22 protein-coding genes are annotated in these 21,772 nt (G+C 70.9%); 17 read left to right on the plus strand and 5 right to left on the minus strand.

All coding sequences use genetic code 11. The annotated features are described in order from the left end of the window. Positions 1-3 precede the first annotated feature (3 nt). The 15 genes from KGQ19_RS36555 (at position 4) to lipP1 (ending at position 15,865) form a co-directional block, all read left to right on the plus strand. Entirely contained in the window at positions 4-1,263 is a 1,260-nt protein-coding gene (locus KGQ19_RS36555; protein ID WP_212017934.1) for a beta-ketoacyl-[acyl-carrier-protein] synthase family protein, read from the plus strand. A gap of 68 nt (positions 1,264-1,331) precedes the next feature. Further along, positions 1,332-2,438 carry a 4-hydroxyphenylpyruvate dioxygenase gene (gene hppD / locus KGQ19_RS36560; RefSeq protein ID WP_212017903.1) on the plus strand — a complete coding sequence of 369 codons (1,107 nt, stop codon included), beginning with the start codon at positions 1,332-1,334 and terminating at the stop codon, positions 2,436-2,438. Further along, on the plus strand, positions 2,435-3,352 hold the full coding sequence (locus tag KGQ19_RS36565) for a phytanoyl-CoA dioxygenase family protein (RefSeq protein ID WP_212017905.1): 918 nt from the start codon (positions 2,435-2,437) through the stop codon (positions 3,350-3,352). Before hppD ends, KGQ19_RS36565 begins: the two co-directional genes overlap by 4 nt. Beyond that, positions 3,352-4,173, plus strand: coding sequence for a DUF3050 domain-containing protein (locus tag KGQ19_RS36570; RefSeq protein WP_230419990.1), 822 nt, complete (start codon positions 3,352-3,354; stop codon positions 4,171-4,173). The genes KGQ19_RS36565 and KGQ19_RS36570 overlap by 1 nt, the downstream gene beginning before the upstream one ends. Next, positions 4,166-5,176 (plus strand): thiamine pyrophosphate-dependent dehydrogenase E1 component subunit alpha, encoded by a 1,011-nt coding sequence (locus tag KGQ19_RS36575; protein WP_212017907.1) that lies wholly within the window; start codon positions 4,166-4,168, stop codon positions 5,174-5,176. Before KGQ19_RS36570 ends, KGQ19_RS36575 begins: the two co-directional genes overlap by 8 nt. Then, on the plus strand, positions 5,176-6,156 hold the full coding sequence (locus KGQ19_RS36580; RefSeq protein ID WP_212017909.1) for an alpha-ketoacid dehydrogenase subunit beta: 981 nt from the start codon (positions 5,176-5,178) through the stop codon (positions 6,154-6,156). The genes KGQ19_RS36575 and KGQ19_RS36580 overlap by 1 nt, the downstream gene beginning before the upstream one ends. After that, complete coding sequence (locus tag KGQ19_RS36585) at positions 6,153-7,013, plus strand: SDR family NAD(P)-dependent oxidoreductase (RefSeq protein ID WP_212017911.1); 861 nt, start codon at positions 6,153-6,155, stop codon at positions 7,011-7,013. Before KGQ19_RS36580 ends, KGQ19_RS36585 begins: the two co-directional genes overlap by 4 nt. Next, the gene (locus tag KGQ19_RS36590; RefSeq protein ID WP_230419991.1) at positions 7,010-8,803 is read left to right on the plus strand and encodes a class I adenylate-forming enzyme family protein; all 1,794 of its coding nucleotides are present in this window, start codon (positions 7,010-7,012) and stop codon (positions 8,801-8,803) included. Before KGQ19_RS36585 ends, KGQ19_RS36590 begins: the two co-directional genes overlap by 4 nt. Beyond that, positions 8,800-9,735, plus strand: coding sequence for a 3-oxoacyl-[acyl-carrier-protein] synthase III C-terminal domain-containing protein (locus KGQ19_RS36595; protein ID WP_212017913.1), 936 nt, complete (start codon positions 8,800-8,802; stop codon positions 9,733-9,735). The genes KGQ19_RS36590 and KGQ19_RS36595 overlap by 4 nt, the downstream gene beginning before the upstream one ends. 38 nt (positions 9,736-9,773) lie before the next feature. Continuing rightward, the gene (locus KGQ19_RS36600) at positions 9,774-10,082 is read left to right on the plus strand and encodes a phosphopantetheine-binding protein (RefSeq protein ID WP_212017915.1); all 309 of its coding nucleotides are present in this window, start codon (positions 9,774-9,776) and stop codon (positions 10,080-10,082) included. A 24-nt stretch (positions 10,083-10,106) separates the two neighbouring features. Next, positions 10,107-12,110: an alpha-hydroxy acid oxidase gene (locus KGQ19_RS36605; RefSeq protein ID WP_212017917.1), complete on the plus strand. Its 2,004-nt coding sequence runs from the start codon at positions 10,107-10,109 to the stop codon at positions 12,108-12,110. A gap of 59 nt (positions 12,111-12,169) precedes the next feature. Beyond that, entirely contained in the window at positions 12,170-13,402 is a 1,233-nt protein-coding gene (locus tag KGQ19_RS36610; protein WP_212017940.1) for an aminotransferase-like domain-containing protein, read from the plus strand. Further along, a complete protein-coding gene (locus tag KGQ19_RS51385) occupies positions 13,399-14,055 on the plus strand; it encodes a 4'-phosphopantetheinyl transferase family protein (protein WP_212017919.1) in 657 nt (218 codons plus the stop codon). Before KGQ19_RS36610 ends, KGQ19_RS51385 begins: the two co-directional genes overlap by 4 nt. A 116-nt stretch (positions 14,056-14,171) precedes the next feature. Next, positions 14,172-14,918 carry an SGNH/GDSL hydrolase family protein gene (locus KGQ19_RS36620; RefSeq protein ID WP_212017942.1) on the plus strand — a complete coding sequence of 249 codons (747 nt, stop codon included), beginning with the start codon at positions 14,172-14,174 and terminating at the stop codon, positions 14,916-14,918. Continuing rightward, positions 14,909-15,865, plus strand: coding sequence for a LipP1 family hormone-sensitive lipase (gene lipP1 / locus KGQ19_RS36625; RefSeq protein ID WP_212017921.1), 957 nt, complete (start codon positions 14,909-14,911; stop codon positions 15,863-15,865). Before KGQ19_RS36620 ends, lipP1 begins: the two co-directional genes overlap by 10 nt. A 34-nt stretch (positions 15,866-15,899) precedes the next feature. Here lipP1 and KGQ19_RS36630 read toward each other — a convergent pair whose 3' ends face one another. From KGQ19_RS36630 to KGQ19_RS36645, 4 genes are all read right to left on the minus strand, one after another. Further along, on the minus strand, positions 15,900-17,327 hold the full coding sequence (locus KGQ19_RS36630; protein WP_212017923.1) for an amino acid permease: 1,428 nt from the start codon (positions 17,325-17,327) through the stop codon (positions 15,900-15,902). A 150-nt stretch (positions 17,328-17,477) separates the two neighbouring features. Then, on the minus strand, positions 17,478-19,187 hold the full coding sequence (locus KGQ19_RS36635; protein ID WP_212017925.1) for an MFS transporter: 1,710 nt from the start codon (positions 19,185-19,187) through the stop codon (positions 17,478-17,480). After that, positions 19,187-19,621, minus strand: a complete 435-nt coding sequence (locus KGQ19_RS36640; protein ID WP_212017926.1) for a MarR family winged helix-turn-helix transcriptional regulator — start codon at positions 19,619-19,621, stop codon at positions 19,187-19,189. Before KGQ19_RS36640 ends, KGQ19_RS36635 begins: the two co-directional genes overlap by 1 nt. Positions 19,622-19,684: 63 nt before the next feature. Beyond that, positions 19,685-20,206, minus strand: coding sequence for a beta-class carbonic anhydrase (locus KGQ19_RS36645; RefSeq protein WP_230419996.1), 522 nt, complete (start codon positions 20,204-20,206; stop codon positions 19,685-19,687). Between the two features lie 107 nt (positions 20,207-20,313). Between KGQ19_RS36645 and KGQ19_RS36650 the strand changes: the two genes are divergently transcribed. Next, positions 20,314-21,003 (plus strand): TetR/AcrR family transcriptional regulator, encoded by a 690-nt coding sequence (locus tag KGQ19_RS36650; protein WP_212017928.1) that lies wholly within the window; start codon positions 20,314-20,316, stop codon positions 21,001-21,003. Positions 21,004-21,077: 74 nt separating this feature from the next. Here the strand turns inward: KGQ19_RS36650 and KGQ19_RS36655 are convergent, their stop codons facing one another. Beyond that, positions 21,078-21,374, minus strand: coding sequence for a hypothetical protein (locus KGQ19_RS36655; protein WP_212017930.1), 297 nt, complete (start codon positions 21,372-21,374; stop codon positions 21,078-21,080). Here KGQ19_RS36655 and KGQ19_RS36660 point away from each other — a divergent pair. Continuing rightward, positions 21,358-21,772 (plus strand): hypothetical protein (locus tag KGQ19_RS36660; protein ID WP_212017932.1); only part of this gene is annotated, 415 nt, incomplete at its 3' end. The genes KGQ19_RS36655 and KGQ19_RS36660 overlap by 17 nt on opposite strands.

Consider the following 21,772-nt stretch of genomic DNA (forward strand, 5'->3'; position numbering starts at 1 on the left):
CCCATGACCCGCCCCGAAGTGGTCCTCACCGGCATGGGCATGGTCACCCCGGTCGGCACCAGCGCCGCCGCCGTCCACAGCGCCATGTGCGAGGGCCGGTCCGGCCTGCGCCGGCCGCCCGAGGGTCACCAGGTCGGTACCGCGCTCGAAGTGGGGGCCTTCGCGCCGCCGATCGATCCGACGAGTGTGCTGCCCGCGACTGAGGCGCGCGTTGTCGACCGCTACATCGTCATGGCCCTGACCGCCGCGGCGGATGCGCTCAGTGACGCAGAGCTCGAAGTCGGCCGGGACGCCGACCCCTACCGCGTGGCCGTCATCCTCTCCGGCACCGGCGGTCTGGCGACGCTGGAAGCCCAGGTCATCCTGCGCACCGAGAAGGGCCGCCTCGGCGTCAGCCCCTACCTGCTGCCCGGCATGCTCCCCAACATGGGCGCCGCCCGCATCGCCATCAAGTACGGCATCCACGGCTACGTCTCCTCCAGCGGCACCGCCTGCGCGGCCGGCGGTCAGGCGGTCGGCGAGGCCCTGCGCCTGCTGCGCGCCGACGAAGCGGACGTCGTCCTGGCCGGCTGTAGCGAGGCCCCGCTGTTCCCGACCCTGGCCGACACCTTCGGTAACGCCCGCGCGCTGGCCCGGGGCTGGGCCGACGACCCGACCGCCGCCAGCCGCCCCTTCGACCGCCGCCGCAACGGGCTGGTCCTGGGCGAGGGCGCGGGTGTGTTCGTCCTCGAACGTAAAGACTTCGCCGAGGCGCGCGGCGCGAAGGCGTACGCCGACGTGCTCGGCTGGGGCGTCACCAATGACGCGCACCATCCGACCACCCCGCGGCCGGACGGCGAGGGCGCGCGCGAGTGTATGCGCCGCGCGCTCAAAGACGCCGGCCTGGAACCGGCGGACATCGGCTACCTGAACGCGCACGGCACCAGCACCAAGCTCGGCGACCTCGCCGAAGCGGTGGCTATCAGGACCCTGTTCGGCGCGAGCACTCCGCCGGTCAGCTCCACCAAAGCGGTGACCGGCCACATGCTCGGCGCCTCGGGGGTGGTCGAGTCGGCGGTGTCGATCCGCGCCCTGCAGACCGGCCTGCTGCCGCCCACCCACAACCTCGACGACCCCGATCCCGACTGCGATCTCGACCACATCCGCAAGACTCCGCGCGCGGTGCGGGTCGAGCACGTGATGTCCAACTCGTTCGGGTTCGGAGGCCACAACGTCAGCGTCGTGTACGGCCGTCCCAGCACCCGACGGTCCCGTACGGCATAGCGCACGGCTGACACGCCTGACACGGCTGACACAGCTGGCACGGCAGACATAGCGGAAGGCGAGAAGGAATGGACATCCTCGGCATCGACCATGTCGAGTTCTACGTGGGAGACGCGCGACAAGCCGCGTTCTTCCTGTGCACCGCGTTCGGGTTCCACATCGCCGGCCACGGCGGCCCGGAGACCGAACTGCCCCGCCAGCGCAGCCTGCTGCTGGCCCACGGTGACAGCAGGGTCCTGCTGACCTCGGCGCTCGGCACCGGGCACCACCCCGCCGACGGCTACGTCTCCCGGCACGGCGACGGCGTCGGCGTCATCGCCTTCGACACCGGCGACGCGGTCGGCGCCTACGAGCAGGCGCTGGCCGCCGGTGCGGAGTCCATCGAGGCGCCGCGCACCTATACGTCCGGCGACGACACCGTGATCACCGCGACCGTCGGCGGCTTCGGCGACGTGGTGCACCGCTTCGTGGAACGCCACGGCGCCGCGTTCTGGCCCGGCGCGATCGAAGCCCAGGCGGCTCCGACGAACAACGGCCCTGAGATAGTCCGCGCCATAGACCACGCGGCATTCTGCGTCCCGGCCGGCGAGCTGGAACAAGTAGTCGAGTATTACCAGCGCGTCTTCGGCTTCAAGCTGATCTTCGAGGAGTACGTCGAAGTCGGCGCCCAGGGCATGTACTCCCAGGTGGTCCAGAGCCCGTCGGGCGGCGCCACCTTCACCATCATCCAGCCGGACATGAGCCGGCAGAGCGGCCAGATCGACGACTTCCTGGCCTGGCACGGTGGGGCCGGCGTGCAGCACCTGGCGCTGAGCACCGACGACATCGTGACCGCGGTGCGCACCTTCAGCGGCAACGGGGCCGGCTTCGCCGAGACCCCCGGCGCCTACTACGAAGTGCTGGGCGAACGTATCGGCGACATAGACCTGCCGGTGGACCGGCTGCGGCCGCTGGGAATCCTGGTCGACCGCGACCACTGGGGCCAGATGTTCCAGATCTTCGCCAAGTCGATGCACATCCGCCGGACCTTCTTCTGGGAGCTCATCGAGCGGCACGGCGCCAAGACCTTCGGCACCAGCAACATCCCGGCGCTGTACGCGGCCAAGGAACGGGAGCTCGCCGATGTGCGGGACTCCCTGGAAATCGGAGCGATAGGAGCGGCGGGACAGAAATGACGACCGAATCAGTACAGCGACACTTCGTCCTCAGCGACGAGGACGCGGCGCTGCTGCCGACCGACGCCGAGGTCGAGGCCTACACCGAACAGGGCTGGTTCCTGACCGGCAAGGTGTTCACCGACGACGAGATCGACGCCCTGACCGCCGCCACCGACCGCTACTACGACGGCGAGCGCGACCGGGAACTGCCGGTCCGTCCGGCCAAGCTGGCGGCGTGGCAGCCCTCTGACGGTCCGGTGCAGCGGCACAACGACTACGTGCACTACGAGAACGACGCCATCGCGCGCATCCTGGCCAAGCCGCTGCTCGGCGCCGTGGCCGCCCGGCTGGCGCGGGCCGACCAGATCCGGGTGTTCCAGTCGACGCTGATCTACAAGCCGCCGATCGCCGGCGAGCCCAGCAACGTCGTGCCCTGGCACTTCGACCGGCACTACTGGGCCTCGTGCACCTCGGAGAACATGCTCACGGCGTTCATCCCGTTCCACGACTGCGGCCCGGAGATGGGCACCATCACCATGGTCGACGGCAGCCACCGCTGGACCGAGATCGGCCGCGAGGACTCGATGGTCAAGCACTTCGCCGAGCGCGACAAGGCCGACCTGGAGCGGATGCTGGTCGAGAACGCCGTGCACAACGGCGCCGAGATCCGCAAGATCCCGATGCTCATCCCCAAGGGCCACATGAGTTTCCACCACTGCCGCACCTACCACGGCAGCGGCCCGAACCTGAGCTCGCGGCCGCGCCGCGCGATCTCCTTCCACCTGCAGGACGGTGCGAACGAGTACCAGCGGTTCGAGCTCAGCGACGGCACCATGGCCGCCTACAACCACGACGTGCTCGTCCGGCGCCTGCCGGACGGACGCCCCGACTACGCCGACCCCGAATTCTGCCCTGTGCTCTGGAGGAACTGATGGCCACACGCTACGACTGGGGACAGCGGCACCCGGGCATCGACAAGCTGGAGGAACGGATCGCGACCGCCCGGACCGAGGTCGTCGGGCACGCCCTGTACGCGCGGCTGCGCGACCAGGACGCGATCCGCACGTTCCTGGAGCACCACGTGTTCGCGGTGTGGGACTTCATGTCCCTGCTCAAGTCGCTGCAACGCAACCTGACCTGCGTCGCGGTCCCGTGGGTGCCGACCGGCCCGACCGGCAGCCGCCGGCTGATCAACGACATCGTCCTGGTCGAGGAGAGCGACGAGCTGCGCGGCGGCTTCACCAGCCACTTCGAGCTCTACGTCGCCGGGATGACCGAGGCCGGCGCCGACGTCTCGGTCATCGAGGCCTTCATCGCTCTGCTGCGCTCCGGCGCGACGGTCGAGGCGGCGCTGGCCGAGGCCGCGGTCCCGGCGCCGGCGGCCGAGTTCGTCGCGCTCACCTGGGACATCATCGTCGCAGCACCCGTACACTGCCAGGCCGCCGCGTTCGCCTTCGGCCGCGAGGACCTGATCCCGGAGATGTTCGAGCAGGTCGTCACGGTCAACGCCACGATCGGCGGGCTCGACACCTTCGTCGACTACCTGGCGCGGCACATCGAGGTGGACGGCGAGGAACACACGCCGATGGCCATGCAGATGCTGGCCGACCTGTGTGGTGATGACGACGTCAAGTGGGAACAGTGCGCCGCGACGGTGACCCGCGCGCTGAACGCGCGGGCCAAGCTGTGGGACGGGATCCTGGCCGCCGTCAACGAGCGCGCGGTGGCGTTGGTCGGAAGCAGTGATGGCTGACCCTGTGCTGTCAGGTCCGGCGTCGCCGAGTTCGCAGAAGCCTGACTCGGCGGCGCTGTACCGGACTGTCCGTCTCATCCGGCGCTTCGAGGAGCGGGCCGTCGAGCTCGTCCACGCCGGCCAGGTCTTCGGCGGCATCCACCCCTACACCGGGCAGGAAGCCGTCGCCGCCGGAACCTGCGCCGCGCTGCGACCGGACGACCTGATCACCAGCACCCACCGCGGCCACGGCCACGTCCTGGCCAAGGGCGCGGACCCGGCGCGGATGATGGCCGAGATCGCCGGCCGTACCACCGGGCTGAACGCCGGACGCGGCGGGTCGATGCACGCCGCCGACTTCGGCATCGGCATCCTCGGCGCGAACGCCATCGTCGGCGCCGCCGCCCCGATCGCGACCGGCGCCGCGTGGGCGGCCCGCCGCGCCGGATCGGACCGCGTGGTCCTGACGTACTTCGGCGACGGCGCGGTCAGCCAGGGCGTGGTGCTGGAGACCTTCAACCTGGCCGCGCTGTGGCGCGCGCCGGTCGTGTTCGTGTGCGAGAACAACGGGTTCGCGACCACCACCCGCACCGACGACGCGGTCGCCGGCTCCATCACCGGCCGCGCCGAGGCCTTCGGGATCCCGGCCGCGCGCGTGGACGGCATGGACCCCGAGGAGGTGTTCGCGGCGGCCGACACGGCGATCGCCCGGGCCCGGCGTTCGGAGGGCCCGACGCTGCTGGAGTGCGTCACGTATCGCTACGACGCGCACCACACATGGGAGCACGCCGCGCGCCCCCGTTACCGTTCCGCCGAGGAAGTCGATCTCGGACGGTCCCGCGACCCGTTGGAGATCCAGGGTGCGCGGCTCCCCGAGGCGCGGCGCGGGCAGATCGACGCGGAGATCGAGGCGGTGCTGGAGGAAGCGGTGCGGTTCGCCCTGGACAGTCCGCACCCCGATCCGGCCACGGCGCTGGACCACCTCTACGCCGACGGTACCCAGGCCCGAGCCGGGGTGGCCTGATGACGATCCTGTCCTATCTCAAGGCCCTGAACCGGGCCATCGCCGACGAGATGGAGCGCGATCCGGCGGTGTGCGTGTTCGGTGAGGACGTGCGGGCCGCCGTCACGAACGTCACCGCGGGGCTGGTGAAGCGGTTCGGGGACGCGCGCGTGCTCGACATGCCGATCTCGGAGCAGGCGTTCACGGGCATCGCCACCGGCGCCGCGATGTCCGGTATGCGTCCCCTGATCGAGTACCAGATCCCCGCGTTGCTGTTCCTGGCGTTCGAACAGATCGTCAACCAGGCCCACAAGTTCTCGCTGATGACCGGCGGGCAGGTGAGCGTCCCGGTGACGTACCTGATCCCGAGCTCGGGATCCCGCGACGGCTGGGCCGGTCAGCACTCTGATCATCCCTACAGCCTGTTCGCCCACATCGGCGTGAAGACCGCGGTCCCGGCCACCCCGGCCGACGCCTACGGCCTGCTGGCCACCGCCATCCGCGATGACGACCCGGTCGTGGTCTTCGCCCCGGCCGGCGCGATGGGCCGCCGCGAGGACGTGGAGCTGTCGCTGCTGGCACCGGTGCCGCTGGGAGTCGCCCGGGTGCACCGCCCGGGCACCGACGTGACGGTCGTGGCGGTCGGGCACCTGGTGCACACCGCCCTCGAGGTCGCCGACGAGCTGGCCGAGACGGTCGACGTCGAGGTCTTCGACCCGCGCACCCTGCACCCCTTCGACTGGCAGGGCCTGGCGGAGTCGCTGGAACGAACGGGGCGCCTGGTGGTGATCGACGACAGCAACCGCTCCTGCGGCATCGGCGGCGAGATCCTCGCCACCGCCGCGGAGGAGATGCGCCTGGTCGCGCCGCCGAAGCGGGTCACGAGACCCGACGGCGCGGTACTGCCCTTCGCCGAAGGGCTGGACCGCGCGCTTCAGCCGACGCGGGAACAGCTGCGGACGGCGATTCAGGCTGTTGTGAAGAGTGGGGGTGCCCGATGAGTGAGCCGATAGTCGGATCAGCAGCAACTGAAGTAGCCGCACCTGCCGCGAGCGGCTCCCCAGCGGCTCCAGTCGCGCTGGTCACCGGCGGCGGCAACGGCATCGGCGCGGCGCTGTGCGCCGAACTCGCCGCGACCGGCCATCGCGTCCTGGTCGTGGACGTCGACCCCGAAGCGGCTGCCAAGACCGCCGAGTCCTGCGGCGGCATCGCCTTCCCCGCCGACGTGTCCGACCCGAAGCAGAACCATGCGATGGTCGCCCACGCCGTCAAGCGCCTCGGCCGCCTGGACATCGCCGTCCTCAACGCCGGCGTCAGCTCCGACCAGCCGCCGGACCTGCCGCTGGACCTCGAGCGCTATCGCCGCGTGCTCGGCGTCAACGTCGACGGCCTCGCGTTCGGGATCGATGCGACCGTTCCCGAACTCGCGCGTCGCGCGGGCCGCATCCTGGTCACCGCCTCGCTCGCGGGCCTCGGCCCCGATCAGGCCAATCCGCTCTACGCGCTGACCAAGAGCGCCGCGATCGGCTACGTCCGCGCCATCGCCGCCTCGCTCGAACCGCGCGGCGTCAGCATCAACGCCCTGTGTCCGGGGTTCACCGACACCGCGATCCTCGGCATCACCCGCCGCCTGATCCGCAAGCAGGGCTTCCCGCTGCTCACCCCCGATGACGTCGCCGCCGCCGCGCTGACCGTGCTGGACACGCCGGGCACCGGCCAGGCCTGGACGCTCGTCGCCGGCCGCCCGGTGCGGCCCTTCGCGTTCCCCCCGCTGCCCACCACCCTGATGCCGGACGGCTCCGAGGCCCGCTTCCGGCCGTTCCTGAGCCGCGCCCCGAAGAAGGAGGACACGCCATGACCGGAAGCAGCACGACCAAAGGCGGCATCACCGGCCGCACCATCCCCGGACCCGCCGTGACCGGCACCGGCATCCGGGCCGCGCTGGCCGCCGATCCCGGCCTCGGCGCCGGCAACGTGCTGCACAAGCTGATCGAACACGGCGTGCCGCTGGACGGCCCCGGCGTCACGTTCGACACCGCCGTCGACGCCCACCCGGCCGGGCACGCCCTGACCCTCGGCGAACTGCGCGAGGCGGTGGCGGCGCGCGCCGTCTGGCTGAGCCGGCAGGGCATCGGCCCGCGCGACCCGGTGGCGGTCTACGTCACCAGCGCCGCCGACTGCTTCCTGCATTTCATGGCTCTGACCTGGCTCGGCGCCATCCCGGCGCTGATGAACCCGAATCTGCCCGGCGACGTGGCCGCCGAGTACATCCGTCGTCTGCGGGCCGTCGGGCTGCTCACAGACGCGGATCACCGGCGGCTGCTCGCCCGGGCGGATCGGGGTCTGGAACTGGGGTTCGCGACCGAGGCGGTCTACGACGTGGCGGTCACCGGCGCCGGCGATCCGGCCGCCGCGCCGCGGCCGTACCGGCACGCCGACGACGACCCGATCGCGATCACCCACTCCTCGGGCACCACCCGGATGCCGACCGCGGTCACCCAGACCCACGGCAACCTGTTCGTCGGCACGCGCCTGCTACGCCTGCGCAAGCCCCGGGCCCGTGGCACCGAGCGCATTCTCAGTGCCCTGCCGGCCCCGCACGCCGCCGGCATCATGGCCGTGAACCACGCGCTGTGTAATCGCAGCGACCTGCTTTACCTCTCCCGCCCGGATGACGGCCCGGCGGTGGTGGACGCCATCGAACGCTGGCGGCCCACCGGCGTGTTCGGGTTCGCCGTCACCTGGGCCGAGCTGGCCCGGATCGATCTGAGCCAGCGCGCCGTGGATTCGGTGTCGCTCTGGTACAACACCGGCGACTGCGCCCACGAACCGCACATCCGCCACCTGGTCGCGGCCGGGTCCTACGAGAAGGTCACGCGGGAGGGCGTGCACCGGGTCCCCGGCTCGATGTTCGTCGACGGCCTCGGCTCCAGCGAGATGGGCCACAACGCCTTCCACATCACCCACACCCCCGACACCGAGCGCTACGGCCGCTGTGTCGGCCGGACCCACGACTTCGCCGAGATCAAACTGCTCGACCCGGCCACCGGCGAGGAGGTCCCGGTCGGCGAGGTCGGGCTGTGCGGGATGAAGTCGCCGTCGTTGTCGCCGGGTTACTGGAACGACAGCGCCAACACCTATCGCAATCGCCGAAACGGCTACTACCTGACCGGCGATCTGCTCTACCGCGACGAAGAGGGCTACTACTACCACGTGGACCGGATGGTCGACGCGGTCGACCTCGGCGGCGGCCGGTGGCTGTACACGGCGATGTCGGAGGAGCGGATCCTCAAGACCTGCCCGGACGTCCTGGACTGCACGGTCGTGGCCGTGCCCACCGAGGGCGGCGTCGTGACCGACGTACTGCTGACGCTGCATCCGTGGGCCGATCCGCACGACGACTGGGAGCCGGCGGTCCGCGGTGCGCTGACCGACGCCGCGGCTGCGACCCTTCGCAGTGTCCTGGTGATCGGCGATGACCGGCTGGTAGTCGGGCCGACCGGCAAGGTCCGCAAGTTCCTGATGCGACAGCGGTACGTGACCGATTCCGTGGCCCAGGACGCCCCGGACCCGGCTTCGGACCCGGACCCGGCCTCGGGCACGATCTCGGGCACGGCCTCGGACGCACAGGAAAGCAGGCCCCTGTGACCGCTCTGACCGCCATCGGCACCTACCTCCCGGCCGAACGGGTACCGATCGAGGACCTGGCCGACCGGTTCGGGCTGACCGCCATGCAGACGAAGGTCTTCCGGCGCTATCACAAGCTCGGCTCGGTCAGCCGCGACCCCGGCGGGACCCTGTCCGATCTGCTGCGCGGCGCCCTGGACGACCTCGAAGGCCTGGCCGGCAACGAGGAACGGGTCCGGTACGTCATCCACGCCCGCACCTTCCCCACAGTCACCCCCTATCCGCTGAACCCGTTGCGCGAACTGTGCCGCGAACGCGGCCTCGACCACGCCGAGACGTTCGCCGTCGGCCACCACGCCTGCGCCTCCGGCCTGCTGGCGATCGACGTCGCGGGTCGCCTGCTGGCCGCCGACGCCGACACCCGCCCGGACGCCTTGGCGCTGGTCCTGGCCGGGGAGAAGGCGTTCACCGGCGAGGCGCAGATGGTGCCCGAGACGTCGTTCTTCGGCGAGGGCGCGTCGGCCTGTCTGGTGAGCGCGTCCGGGGACCGCGACCGGCTGCTTTCCTACACCGCCGACCTGCGCGGCGAGTTCGACGGCGACTCGATGGAGCAGGCACTGGAATTCCAGCGCATCTACTCTGACGCCCTCGGCGAGGCGATCCTGGCCGCCGTGGAGGGCGCCGGGCTGGCGATGGCCGGGATCAGCCTGGTGCTGCCGCACAACGTGAACGTGGTGGCCTGGCAACGGGTCTGCAAGCGGATCGGCTTCCCGCAGGCGAAGGTCGTGCTGGACAACGTGACGCCGGACGGTCACGTGTTCTGCGCGGACGCCTTCCTGAACTACCGGACCGCCAGCCGCAAGAGCCTGCTGAAGCCGGGGGAGCGGTACGTCGTCGCGGCCGCCGGCGCGGGACGCGGCGCGACGTTCTCGGCCATGGTCTTCGAACACTAGGGGTGTCGCGTGATGCAGAACTTAGAGAAAGGACCGTCATGACGGAGCAGAGTCTGGAGCTGCACATCGGTGCCATCACCGCCGACGCGGGCTTGCGCGCGCGGATCGTGGACACCGTCTGCGCTCTGCTGCCCGACGTCCTCAAACGCGAGGTCGCCGGTGCCGGCGAGGGCACGACGCTGATGGAGGACCTGGGGATGAGCTCCACCGGGGCCCTGGAGATCGTGCTGCTGCTGGAGGAGAACCTGGAGGTCGAGATCAGCGTGGAAGACCTCGGCCGCGAGCACTTCGAGACCGTCGGAACGCTGGCCGACTACGTCGCCGACAACGTGATCCCCGAAGACTGAGACTGAGACTGAGGTACCGAGGCCGTGCACACTACTGTCCCGCCCGGGAACCGCACCGCCGCCGAGCCGGCCGATGGGTGGGGGATCCGCCGCGCGGTGCGGCTGGCGTTCCCGGGACCGTCCAGCCTGGCCCAGGACCAGGCGCACACGGCCCGGCTCGACGTCTATCTGACCGATCTGTTGCAACCGCACGGGCTCGCGCTGAACCCCGGCGCGCTGGCGCCGCGCGGGCAGTCGTACGGGGAGATGGCCGAGGCGCTGATCGAGCTGGCGGTGCCGGCCGGGGAGGGTGTCGACCTGCTGGTCATGGCATATGCGATCCCTGATATCACGCCGGGCCGGGCCACCACCACCTATCTGAGCCACGTCTGCCCCGGCAAGCCGATGGCCTTCGCGGTCAGCGACGAGGGGACGGCCGCGGGCTTCACCGGGCTGCGGTTGATCCGCGAGTACGAGCGCAGCGGGGACTATCGGCGTGCGCTGCTGGTAGTGGTCGAGCAGGCGTGGCTCGCCTACGATCCCGGGGTTCCCGTCGCGGTGCCTTCGGCACACAGCGGGGTCGCGCTGCTGTTCGGGGACCTCGACGGGGACGAGGACGGAGTCGGGATCGGCGAGGTGCGTGTGCGGGCCGGCGCGGCCGAGAGGTCGCCGTGCGCACAGATCGAAGACCTTGGCGAAGCGCGGACCGTGATTCTCGGTGCGGTGCTCAAGGCCGAAGCCGATGCGCTGGTGGCTCGCGCGGATGTGGTCCTGGCCTCCCCGGGGCGTCCCTTCACCGGAGTCTGGTGGGAGCTGGCCGGAGTGCTGGAAGCAGATCCCGCCGAGCGCGGCAGCCACCGTATCGTGCTCGCCGACGCTGACCCGGAGCTCGGACTCCTGTGCACGGCCGCCGTCGACGTCCGCCGATCGCGTGGCGGCTTCACTCCCGAGGCCCCGTCGCCGCTGCTGTGTCTCGACGACTACCGGCGCGCCGCTCAGGAGCGCGTCTCGCCAGAAATCTGGGACTACATCGACGGCGGCGCGGACACCGAGCGCACCGTCACGGCCAACCGGCAGGCCTTCACCCGGGTGGAACTGCGGCCGCGCACACTGGTCGACACCGAGATCTGCGATACCCGGACACAGATTCTCGGCTCCTCCGTAGGTACACCGCTGGCTGTCGCACCGACCGCGTACCACCGGCTGGTGCATCCCGACGGCGAGGTCGCGACGGCCCAGGGAGCCGGCGCGGCGGACGCGTTGTACGCGGTGAGCATCTTCGCCAGCCGCACGTTGGAGGACATCGCGTCCTCCGCATCCGGGCCGTTGTGGCTCCAGCTGTATTGGCTGCGGGAGCGGGAGGCGCTGGTCGGGCTGATCGACCGGGCCGCCGCGGCCGGCTACCGCGCGCTGGTGCTGACCGTCGACATCCCGCGCATGGGACGGCGGCTGCGTGACATGCGGAACGGGTTCGCGGTCGGACCGGAGTGCGCGGCGGTGAACCTCGACGCGGCGTTGATGGCAGCGGCTCATGTGCGGGGCTCGGGATCCTCGGCGCTCGCCGTGCACACCGCGAAGGCCATCGATCCGTCGGTGACGTGGGCCGATCTGGCGTGGCTGCGCGAGCGGAGCGAACTGCCGATCGTGCTGAAGGGGATCCTCACCGCCGAGGACGCCCGGCTCGCGGTATCCCACGGTGCTGATGCGATCATCGTCTCGAACCACGGCGGCCGGCAGCTGGACGGCGCGGTGCCGAGCCTGGCGGCGTTGCCGGAAGTGGTCGCGGCGGTGGGCGGGGCGTGCCCGGTGTTGTTCGACGGCGGCGTGCGCAGCGGGGGAGACGCGTTCGCGGCCTTGGCTTTGGGAGCGCAGGCGGTGTTCCTGGGGCGGCCGGTGCTGTGGGGGTTGGCGGTCGATGGCGCGGCCGGGGTCGCAGGGCTCTTGGATCTGGCGACCGGGGAGCTGGCACACACCATGGCCTTGGCCGGGCGGCCGACGCTGGACGTCATCGACCGCGGTGCGGTGCGGTTCGAGGGGGCGGTGCGGTGACGGCCGAGTTGCGGCGCGAGGATCTGCATGTGGCGGTCCGTGACCCGGCCGCCGCGTCGATGAACTTCCTCAACGAGGTCGCCGCCCGGTTCCCGGACGCGGTGTCGTTGGCGGCCGGGCGTCCTTACGACGGGTTCTACGTCGCCGACGATGTCGAACGGTACTTGCGGGTCTATCGCGATCACCTGGCCGGCACCGGCCTTTCGGCGTCCGCGATCGACCGGACGCTCCTGCAGTACGGCCGGACGAACGGCGTGATCGGGGACCTGATCGCCCGCACGCTCGCCGTCGACGAGGGGATCGAGGTGCCGGCCGAGGCGGTGATGGTGACCGCCGGGTGTCAGGAGGCGATGATCGTCGCGCTGCGGGGGCTGTGTGCGGGGCCTGATGACGTGGTGCTCGCGGTCGAGCCCTGCTACGTCGGGTTCACCGGGGCCGCGCGCATCCTCGGGATCGAGGTCGTCCCGGTCCCGGAGGCGGCCGACGGGCTGGATCCCGAGGCGGTGCTGCGGGTGGCGCGGGAGGTGCGGGCGTCGGGGCGGCGCGCGCGGGCGCTGTATGTGGTGCCGAACTTCGCCAACCCATCGGGTGTGTCGATGGCGGTCGCGGCGCGGCGCCGGTTGCTGGAGGTGGCCTCGGAGGCCGGGCTGCTGATTCTGGAGGACGATCCGTACGGGTTGTTCGGGCTCGATGACGAGGCGCGGCCGACGCTGAAGGCGCTGGACGGCGCGGCGGGCGGACGGTCGGTGATCTACCTGGGCTCGTTCGCGAAGTCGGTGTTCCCCGGCGCGCGGGTCGGGTTCCTGGTCGCCGATCAGGTGGTGGTGGACGGGGCCGGGCGGCGGACGCTCCTGGCCGAGGAGCTGTCGACGGTCAAGAGCATGGTGACGGTGAACACGTCGCCGATCGCGCAGGGGGTGGTGGGCGGGGTACTGGTCGATGCGGAGTACAGCCTGCGGGCGGCGAATCGGGCCAAGGTGGAGTTCTATCGGCGGAACATGCGGGCTCTGCTGGCGGCGTTGGAGCACGAGTTCGGGGACGACGAGCCGATGACGTGGAACACGCCGAGCGGCGGGTTCTTCGCGGTGCTGAACGTGCCGTTCGTGGCTGACGAGGCACTGGTGGAGGTGTCGGCGCGGGACTACGGGGTGCTGTGGACGCCGATGTGCTTCTTCTACGGCGACGGCGGGGGCGAGGGCGCGATTCGCTTGTCGTGCAGCGCGTTGGAGCCGCCGCGGATCGAGGAGGGTGTTCGGCGGTTGGGGAAGCTTGTGCGGGACCTGGTTTCGTGACCGGTTTCGTGACGGGAGCCGGTGTAGTCTCGGCGTGGCTGGTCGGTGAGGTGTCTTCGAGCGCGCTGGCACGGTTGTCCGGCACGCTCGACGCGGAGGAACGCCGCCGCGCCGCGCGGCTGCCGAACGGCGCGGCGCGGCGGCGGTTCGTGATCGCGCACGGGGCCGTCCGGCAGATCGTCGCCGAGCGCCTCGGTGCCCCACCGGCCGAGCTCACCTGGAAGACCGGGCCCAACGGCAAGCCCGAGCTGGTGGGGGAGTGGAGCGGCATCCACGCCAACCTGTCCCACTCCGGCGACCGATGCCTGATCGCGGTGTCCACGCAGCGCGCGGTCGGCGCCGACATCCAGCGGCTGATCCCGGAGCTGGACGTGGCGGCGATGGCACGACGGTATTTCCCGGAGGCTGAGGCGCGGGACGTCGCGGACACCGAGACGTTCGCGCGACTGTGGGCACGTAAGGAGGCTGTCACGAAGGCTGGCGGCGGCCGGCTCACGCAAGTCTTGCCGCTGCTGACACCCGAGGGACCGGTCGCGGCACTGGGGTCCTGGTATCGGGTGGCGGACGTCGACGCGCCGCCCGGGTTCCGCGCTGCCGTCGCGCTTGCCGGCGCTGATCAGTTCGCGGTCGAGATGAACGAGTGGACGCCATGACCGCGCCGGATCTCCAGACTCTTGGACCTGCCGGCCCAGTTGCTGCCGATGCTGCTTGCTTGGCGGCGGGCGCGGTTGGCGCTGAGACCGCCGATGGTGTTTGCCCGACCGCGGGCATGGTCGGTACCGAGGCCGCCGACGCCTTCTGCCTTCGCCCCGGCGAGCCGGATGCGCTCCTCGCCGGTCATCCCTGGCGCCGCTTCGCAGTGCTCGGCGACAGTATCGCCGAGGGCGTTGCGGACACAGTGCCCGGGTACAGCGCACTGCCGTTCGCCGATCGGGTCGCCGCCGAACTCGCGCGCGTCCATCCCATCGCGTACCTGAACCTGGGGCGGCGTGGCTTGCGCGCGCACGAGGTCCGCGCCGGGCAGCTCGCCGCGGCCCTCGGCTTCGCGCCGGATCTGGCGTTGGTCGCGTGCGGGGCCAACGACGCGCTGCGGCCCGGCTATGAGGCGCGTGCCGATGCGGTGGACACGGAGATCGCGGGGCTTATCAAGGCTCTGCAAGACTGTGGGGCGTTGGTGATGACCGTCTCGATCTTTGTCCGCCCCGCCTACCCGAGCCTGCCGACCTGGCTCCGTCCCACCGGCACCGAACGCATGGCCACCCTCGGCGCCCGTACCACTGCTCTGGCCGCGAAGCTGGGAACCGTCCACATCGACCTGACCCGACACCCGATCGCCGATTCCATGGACTCCACGAGCGCCGACGGGCTCCACGGCAACGCGCGGGCCCAATCCGTCGCCGCCGCCGAAGCGGTCCGAGCACTGGGCAGGACGCTCCGCCCGGAGCCCGTGCCTATGCCCGTGCCCGCGTCTGCGCCCGAATTGCCCCACGACCCAAAGGACCCCCGATGCCCCTAGACCCCCAAATCCAAGCCATGCGCGACCGCCGCGTCCATGCCGCCACCCCGCAGCTCTACACCCTCAGCCTCGCCGAGGCGCGCGCCGCCGATCTCGCCGCGATCCAGGCCGAGGAGCGCGCGCCGGAGCCCGTCCATAGTGTTGTTGACCGCGTGATCCCGGCTCCCGGCCGTAATATCCCGGTGCGCGTCTATCGCCCCGGCGCCGAGCCGGTGCTGCCGACGCTGATCTACTTCTTCGGCGGCGGGTGGACGCTCGGCAGCCTCGACACCTGCGACGGCATCTGCCGCGCGCTCGCCAACCAGGCCGGCGTCCAGGTCGTCTCCGTCGGCTACCGTCTTGCCCCCGAGCACCGCTTCCCGGCCGGCGTCGAGGACTGTCGCGACGCCCTGCGCCACATCGCCGCGCATCCCGACGACTTCGGCACCGAGCCCGCGGGCCTCGCGGTCGGCGGCGACAGCGCGGGTGGGAACCTGGCCGCGGTCGTCTCGCTGCTGGCGCGCGACGACAGCCTCGGCCTGGCCGGTCAGCTGCTGGTGTATCCCAACACCGACCAGCTCGCCGCCGATGACTCGATGCGCGACAACACCGACCCGTGGCTGTTCAACCACCGTTCCGTGTCGTGGTACCGGCAGCACTACCTCGCCGATGAGGCGGACGCCGCCAATCCGCTCGCCTCGCCCCTGCGGGCCGCCGACCTCACCGGGCTGCCGCCGGCGCTCGTCATCACCGCCGAGTACGACCCGCTTCGCGATCAGGGCGAGGCGTACGCCCGGCGCCTGGCCGCATCCGGGGTCCAGGTCGAGCTCACCCGCTACGAGGGCATGGTCCACGGCTTCTTCGCGATGAGCGGAGCGGTTGACGCCGCCGGCCACGCCATCGCCCAGGCCGCCTCCGCCCTGCGGCACTGGTTCGCCCTGGACGCCGTCTCAGCGGATCGTGGGTGAAAGGGCAGGGCGAAAGGGCAGGGCGAAAGGGCAGCTACACCGCATCCACCGGGAACCGCCGCTTGATCGCCCGCCACCCGACCCACAGCACCAGCACGATCAGCGGCACCAACGCCAGCACGGGCCGTTCCGTACCGCTGTCGGCCATCAGCACCAGCACGCCGGCCAGGAACACGAGCGTGCCGTAGTTCGTCCACGGCGACCCCGGCATGCGGAAGGCCGGCCGCAGCACCGGGCTGTCCGGTAGCTCCGAACGAGCCTTCAACCGGGCCTGGCACAACAGGATCGTGGCCCACGTCGTCAGCACCCCGAGCGAAGCGGTGGACGTCGCGATGTCGAACGCCCGCGACGGCACCACCAGGTTCAGCAGCACGCCGGCCAGGTACACCGTCGCTGTCAGCATGATGCCGCCGTACGGCACGCCGCGGCTGTTCATCTTCGACACGTACTGCGGCGCCTCGTGGCGCTCCGCCAACGCCCGCAGGACCCGGCCGGTGGAGTACAGCCCGGAGTTGGTGGACGACAGCGCCGCGGTCAGCACCACGAAGTTCATCACGCCGCCCACGCCGGGCACGCCCAGCATCGAGAACACCGTCACGAACGGGCTCTCGCCCTCGTGGTACAGCGTCCACGGCAGCACCACCACCAGCAGCCCGATCGACCCGACGTAGAACACCGCGATCCGCCAGATCACCGCGCGCACCGCCTTCGGCACGATCTTGCGCGGCTCGGCGGTCTCGCCGGCGGTGATGCCGACCAGCTCGATCGCGGCGTAGGCGAAGACCACCGACTGCAGGCTGACCAGCACCGCCCACATCCCCTTCGGCAGCAGGCCGCCGTGGGTGGAGACGTTCGCCCAGCCGGCGTGCTGGTGGCCGATCCCGGCGTGCGTGGCCAGCAGCGCGACGGCGACCACCAGGAAGACCACGATCGCCAGCACCTTGCACAGCGCGAACCAGGTCTCCAGAGTCCCGAACACCTTCACCGACACCACGTTCGCGCCGAGCAGCACCCCGAGCGCCACCAACGCCGACAGCCACTGCGGCAGCGCCGGGTACCAGTAGTGCATGTAGATCCCGACCGCCGTCAGCTCCGCGACGCCGGTCATGGCCCAGTTCAGCCAGTACATCCAGCCGCACGCGTAGCCGGCCCACGGCCCGATGAACTCCCGGGCGTAGACGACAAAGCTCCCTGACGTCGGCTTGTAGAGCACCAACTCCCCGAGCGCCCGCATCACGAAGAACGCGGAGATGCCGGCCAGCGCGTACGCGAACACCAACCCCGGCCCGGACCGCGAGATCGCCCCCGCCGAGCCGAGGAACAGCCCGACCCCGATCGCCCCGCCGAAGGCGATCATCTGGATCTGGAAGTTCGCCAGCGTCTTCTGATACCCGGCATCACTGCCGGTCGGCTCGTCCTCCTCGGCGCGGGCGGTGGTGAGCGTCGACGGCGGGTTCGTCATGCTGCCGGTCTATCCGGCGGCGCGCGGTGTCAATCGCCTGAGACGGCGGTTCACCGGCGGATTCATCCGAAAGAGAGCTCGCCGGCGGTAGTTGTCCGATGAACGGACCGGCCGCCGGCGGGCTCGGACAACGCTGATCAAACCCGCCGATCAGGCCTCGGCCTCCTCGACTTCCTTCTTCACATTCAGTCCCTTCCCCCGCCGCAGGCAAGCGATCATCGCCAGCGCCGACAGCCCGGTCGCGACCGCGAACACCACGATCAGCCCTTGGTGGAAGGGCCCTGACAGCAGGTTCGGGAAGAACTCGCGCCCGGTGAGTGTGGCCTGTGCCGATTGAGGCAGCGAGTTGAGGGCACCGGCGCCGGACAGCAGGTGTTGGACCGGGTTGACGCCGAGCATCGCGGCGAACAGCGACGAGACCGGCGGCAGGTGCCCGATCTGCGTGGCGGTGTGCACCGACACGCCCTGGGCCTGCAGGCCGGTGGTCAGGGTGTGCGGCAGGCGGGAGGCGAGGCCGGCGATCATCAGAGAGAAGAACACGCCGATGGACACCGCGGTGCCGGAGTTCTGGAACGTCGAGCGCATCCCGGAGGCGGCGCCGCGCTTGCTGGCCGGGACGCTGCTCATGATGGAGGAGGTGTTCGGGGCGCCGAACATGCCGCTGCCGATGCCGTTGATGGCGATCAGGGATGCGAAGGCCCAGTACGGGAACTGGACCGGGAGCAGCATCAGGCCGATGAAGCTGGAGCCGAACACGGCCGCGCCGGCGGTGGACAGGCCGCGGGAGCCGAATTTGTCGGACAGGTAGCCGGAGACCGGCCCGGATATCAGGAAGCCGACGGTCATCGGGAGCAGGAAGATGCCGGCCCACAGTGGCGTGTCGCTGTAGTCGTAACCGTGCAGCGGAAGCCAGATGCCCTGGAGCCAGATGACCAGGACGAACTGCAGGCCGCCACGCGCGACGGAGATCGCCAGCGAGGCGGAGTTGCCGACCGTGAAGTCGTGGATCTTGAACAACGACAGGTCGAACATCGGCTCGGCGATCCGGGACTCGATGAGGTAGAAGGCGATCAGGCTGGCCACGCCGACGCTCAGCAGCATGATCACGGTCGGGTTCGCCCAACCCATGGCGCTGCCGTGGTAGGGCTGAAGGCCCTGCGTGACCCCGATCAGCACGGCGCCGAGCCCGACGGCGAAGGTGACGTTGCCCCACCAGTCGATCCGGCCGCCGGTGGCCCGGCTGGTCTCGCGCAGCCGCCGGTAGGCCCAGTACGTGCCGAATATGCCGACCGGCACGTTCACCCAGAACACCGCGCGCCAGTCCCACGCCGACAGCAGACCGCCGGCCACCAGCCCGATGAACATCCCGGCCAGCGCCGCGACCTGGTTCACGCCGAGCGCGAAGCCGCGCCGCTCGGGCGGGAAGGCGTCGGTGAGGATGGCCGCGGAGTTGGCCATCAGCATCGCGCCGCCGACGGCCTGCAACAGCCGCCAGCCGATCAGCCACATCGCGCCGTGCGTCCCGTCGAACGGATCGAAGGACAACAACACCGAGGCGATGGTGAACACCATGAAGCCGGCGTTGTAGATGCGCACGCGGCCGAACATGTCGCCGAGCCGGCCGAGCGTGACCACGAACACCGCTTGCACCAGCCGGTACCCCATGATCATCCACAGCAGGTAGACGATGCTCCCCGGCGCCAGCGGGTCCAGGTGGATGCCGCGGAAGATCGGCGGCAGCGCGATCAGCACGATCGAGCCGTCCAGCGCCGACATGAACATCGCGGCGGTGGTGTTGGTGAGCGCCACCCACTGGTAGCGCTTGTCGGTGGCCGGCTGGGCGGCGGTGGCGACGGCCATCAGATCTTCTCCGCGAGGCGCTGGATCAGGGGCGCGGCGGCGGCCAGCGTCGCCAACTCCTCGGCGGTGAAGCCGTCGGCCAGGCCTTCGGCGATGATGCGCGCGCGGGCGCCGCGCTTGAGCCGCAGCATCTCCCGCCCGGCCTCGGTCACGGTGGTCACCGAGCGGCGCCGGTCCTCGTCGTCGCGGTGGCGCTCGACCAGCCCGCGATCCTCCAACGCGGCCAGCGTGATGCCCATCGCCTGCGGGCTGATCTGCTCTATCCGGGCCAGGTCGGCGGCGGTGGCCGGGCCGAGCCGGTCCAGCCGGGCCAGCGCCGAGCGCTCCGGCAGGGTCGGCTCGTCAGGCGTGGCGGTCTGACGCAGCCGGCGGACAGTGAGACCGATCGCGCTGTACAGCGCGGTGGACAGATCGTCCACGCTGGGGGCGTTCATATCGCCAATCTAGATTGATAAACCTTGATTGGCAATCATGGTTGCTGATCCGATACCGGCCGGTCACGTTCCGGTGGCGTCGACCACCATCGAGACCCGGCCGGTCTCCACGTCGTAGACGTGCCCTGAGACGGTGGTCTCGCGCGGGATCAGCGGTGAGGCGAGCAGGCGCTCGACGTCCTCTCGTGCCGTCACGTACGGGTCACTGACTTCAGAGGCGGCCAGCGTCCGCGCCGGCAGTCCGGTCGCGTCGGCGGCCCGGTGCCGGAAGTCGGGGTCGGCCAGGAAGCCGGTGCCGCACTGCGTGTGGTGGATGACCGCGACCTCGAACAGCGGGCCTTCGACCCCGAACACCTGCCGGGCCAGGAAGCCGAGGTAGGCGATGTCGGTGACGACCGATTCGGTGACCCGGCCGCCGGCGTTGCGGATGATCGGGGCGTCGCCGGGTTCCAGGCCCAGGATCCGGGCCGGGTCCAGGCGGTGGTCCAGGCAGGTCACGATGATCAGCCGGGCGGTCGGCACGGCGAGCGGGACCGGGGTGAAGCCGTGGGCGGACCATTCGTTGTTCTCGAGCAGGGGAGCCATTCTGGTCACGGCGAGCTCCGTTCGGTCGGAGGCTGGGGACTGCTTAGTGGACGCTGTCCACGTTAGCTCAGCTATGTGGACGCTGTCCACGTTGCTATCGTGAGGGGATGAGCACCGACCGATCCGCAGCGGAGAACCCCAGGTCACGGCCCACAGCCCGGCGCCCCCGCGGTGCCGTGCGCGAGGGCCTGATCGCGGCCGGCCTGGAGTTGGCGCGGGCCGGCGGACCGGACGCGGTGGTACTGCGCGAGGCGACCAGGATCGTCGGGGTCGTGCCGAACGCCGCCTACCGGCACTTCGCCGACCGCGACGAGCTGTTGGCCGCGGTGTGCGAGGCGGCGATGGCGCGGCTCGGCGACCGGATGGCGGCCGAGGTCGCGCGGGTTCCCGGCGAGCGGGGTGACGGCGATGCCGATGCCGCCTTCGGCCGGATGGCGGCGGTCGGGATGGCGTACCTGGAGTTCGCGCGCGAGGAACCGGGCTTGTTCGCCACGGCTTACGCGCTGCCGGATCAGCATCCTTACGCGGTCCCGGTCGGGGTGACCGGTCCGGACGCGAGCCCGCTGGGTCAGTTGCGGGCCGGGCTGGACGAGCTGGTCGAGGTCGGCTTGCTGGACGCGGGGCGGCGTGCGGGGATCGAGTTCCCGGTCTGGTCGACGGTGCACGGGCTGGCTGTGCTGCTCGGGCAGGGGCCGTTGCGGGGGGCGCCTGAGCAGGATCGTCGGATGCTGACGGACCGGGTTCTCGGCTTCATCGGTGAGGGGTTGCTGACGGCCGCCGCCGCGCCGGACGCCTGAGGTCGTCTCCAGGCGTCCGGATCGCTATCGGCTCGGCCGCGCCGACGAGTGGCCCGGCCGGTGGCGCGGAGGAGCTAGCCGACGTGGCTGGTGTCGATCAGCCAGCCGGTGCCGTTCTTGACGAGGCCGAAGGTCGTGCGGTCGTTCTCGTCCTGGCCGTTCTTGTAGACGATGTGGATGGTCGCGACCACCGTGGACGGCGGGGTCGCCACCACGTCCGACACGGTGACCTGCTGGACCGTGTTCCAGAAACTGTTGTAGTTGCTGCGGCCCCCGGCGACGCTGTTCTGGTAGGCCGGTGTCATGTTGGGCCAGGCCGCGTCGAGGTTGCCCGGGAGCAGGCCGTAGTAGCCGGTGAGGAACGACGACATCTGGGTCGCGATGTCGGTCGGCCCGGTCGAGGGGGTGCTCGGCGTGCTGGGCGTGCTCGGGGTGCTGGACGGGCTCGACGGGCTCGATGTGGTCGAGGTCGTGGACGAGTTCTTGGCGCTGGTGGCGCTCGTGGAGTCCGGGGAGTCCGCCGAGCCCGGGTTGACCTGCGCTTCGGACGGTGTCGTCGCGGGCTGGTTCGTCGACGTGGGCTTGGCCGGGGCCGACTGCGTCGGCGCGGTCGAGCCGTGTGCGCCCGGCTGGTTCGTGGACTTGTCCCCGGAGTTCATCGCCACGACGATGGCCACGATCAGGACCGTCGTGCCGACCACGCAGATCGCGATCGCCAGCGGCATGCGGCTGTGCGAGCGCGGCGGCGGGGGCGGGGCGGACTCGGGGC

Origin of the sequence: Catenulispora pinistramenti (assembly GCF_018274385.1) — a bacterium.
GTDB lineage: Bacteria > Actinomycetota > Actinomycetes > Streptomycetales > Catenulisporaceae > Catenulispora > Catenulispora pinistramenti.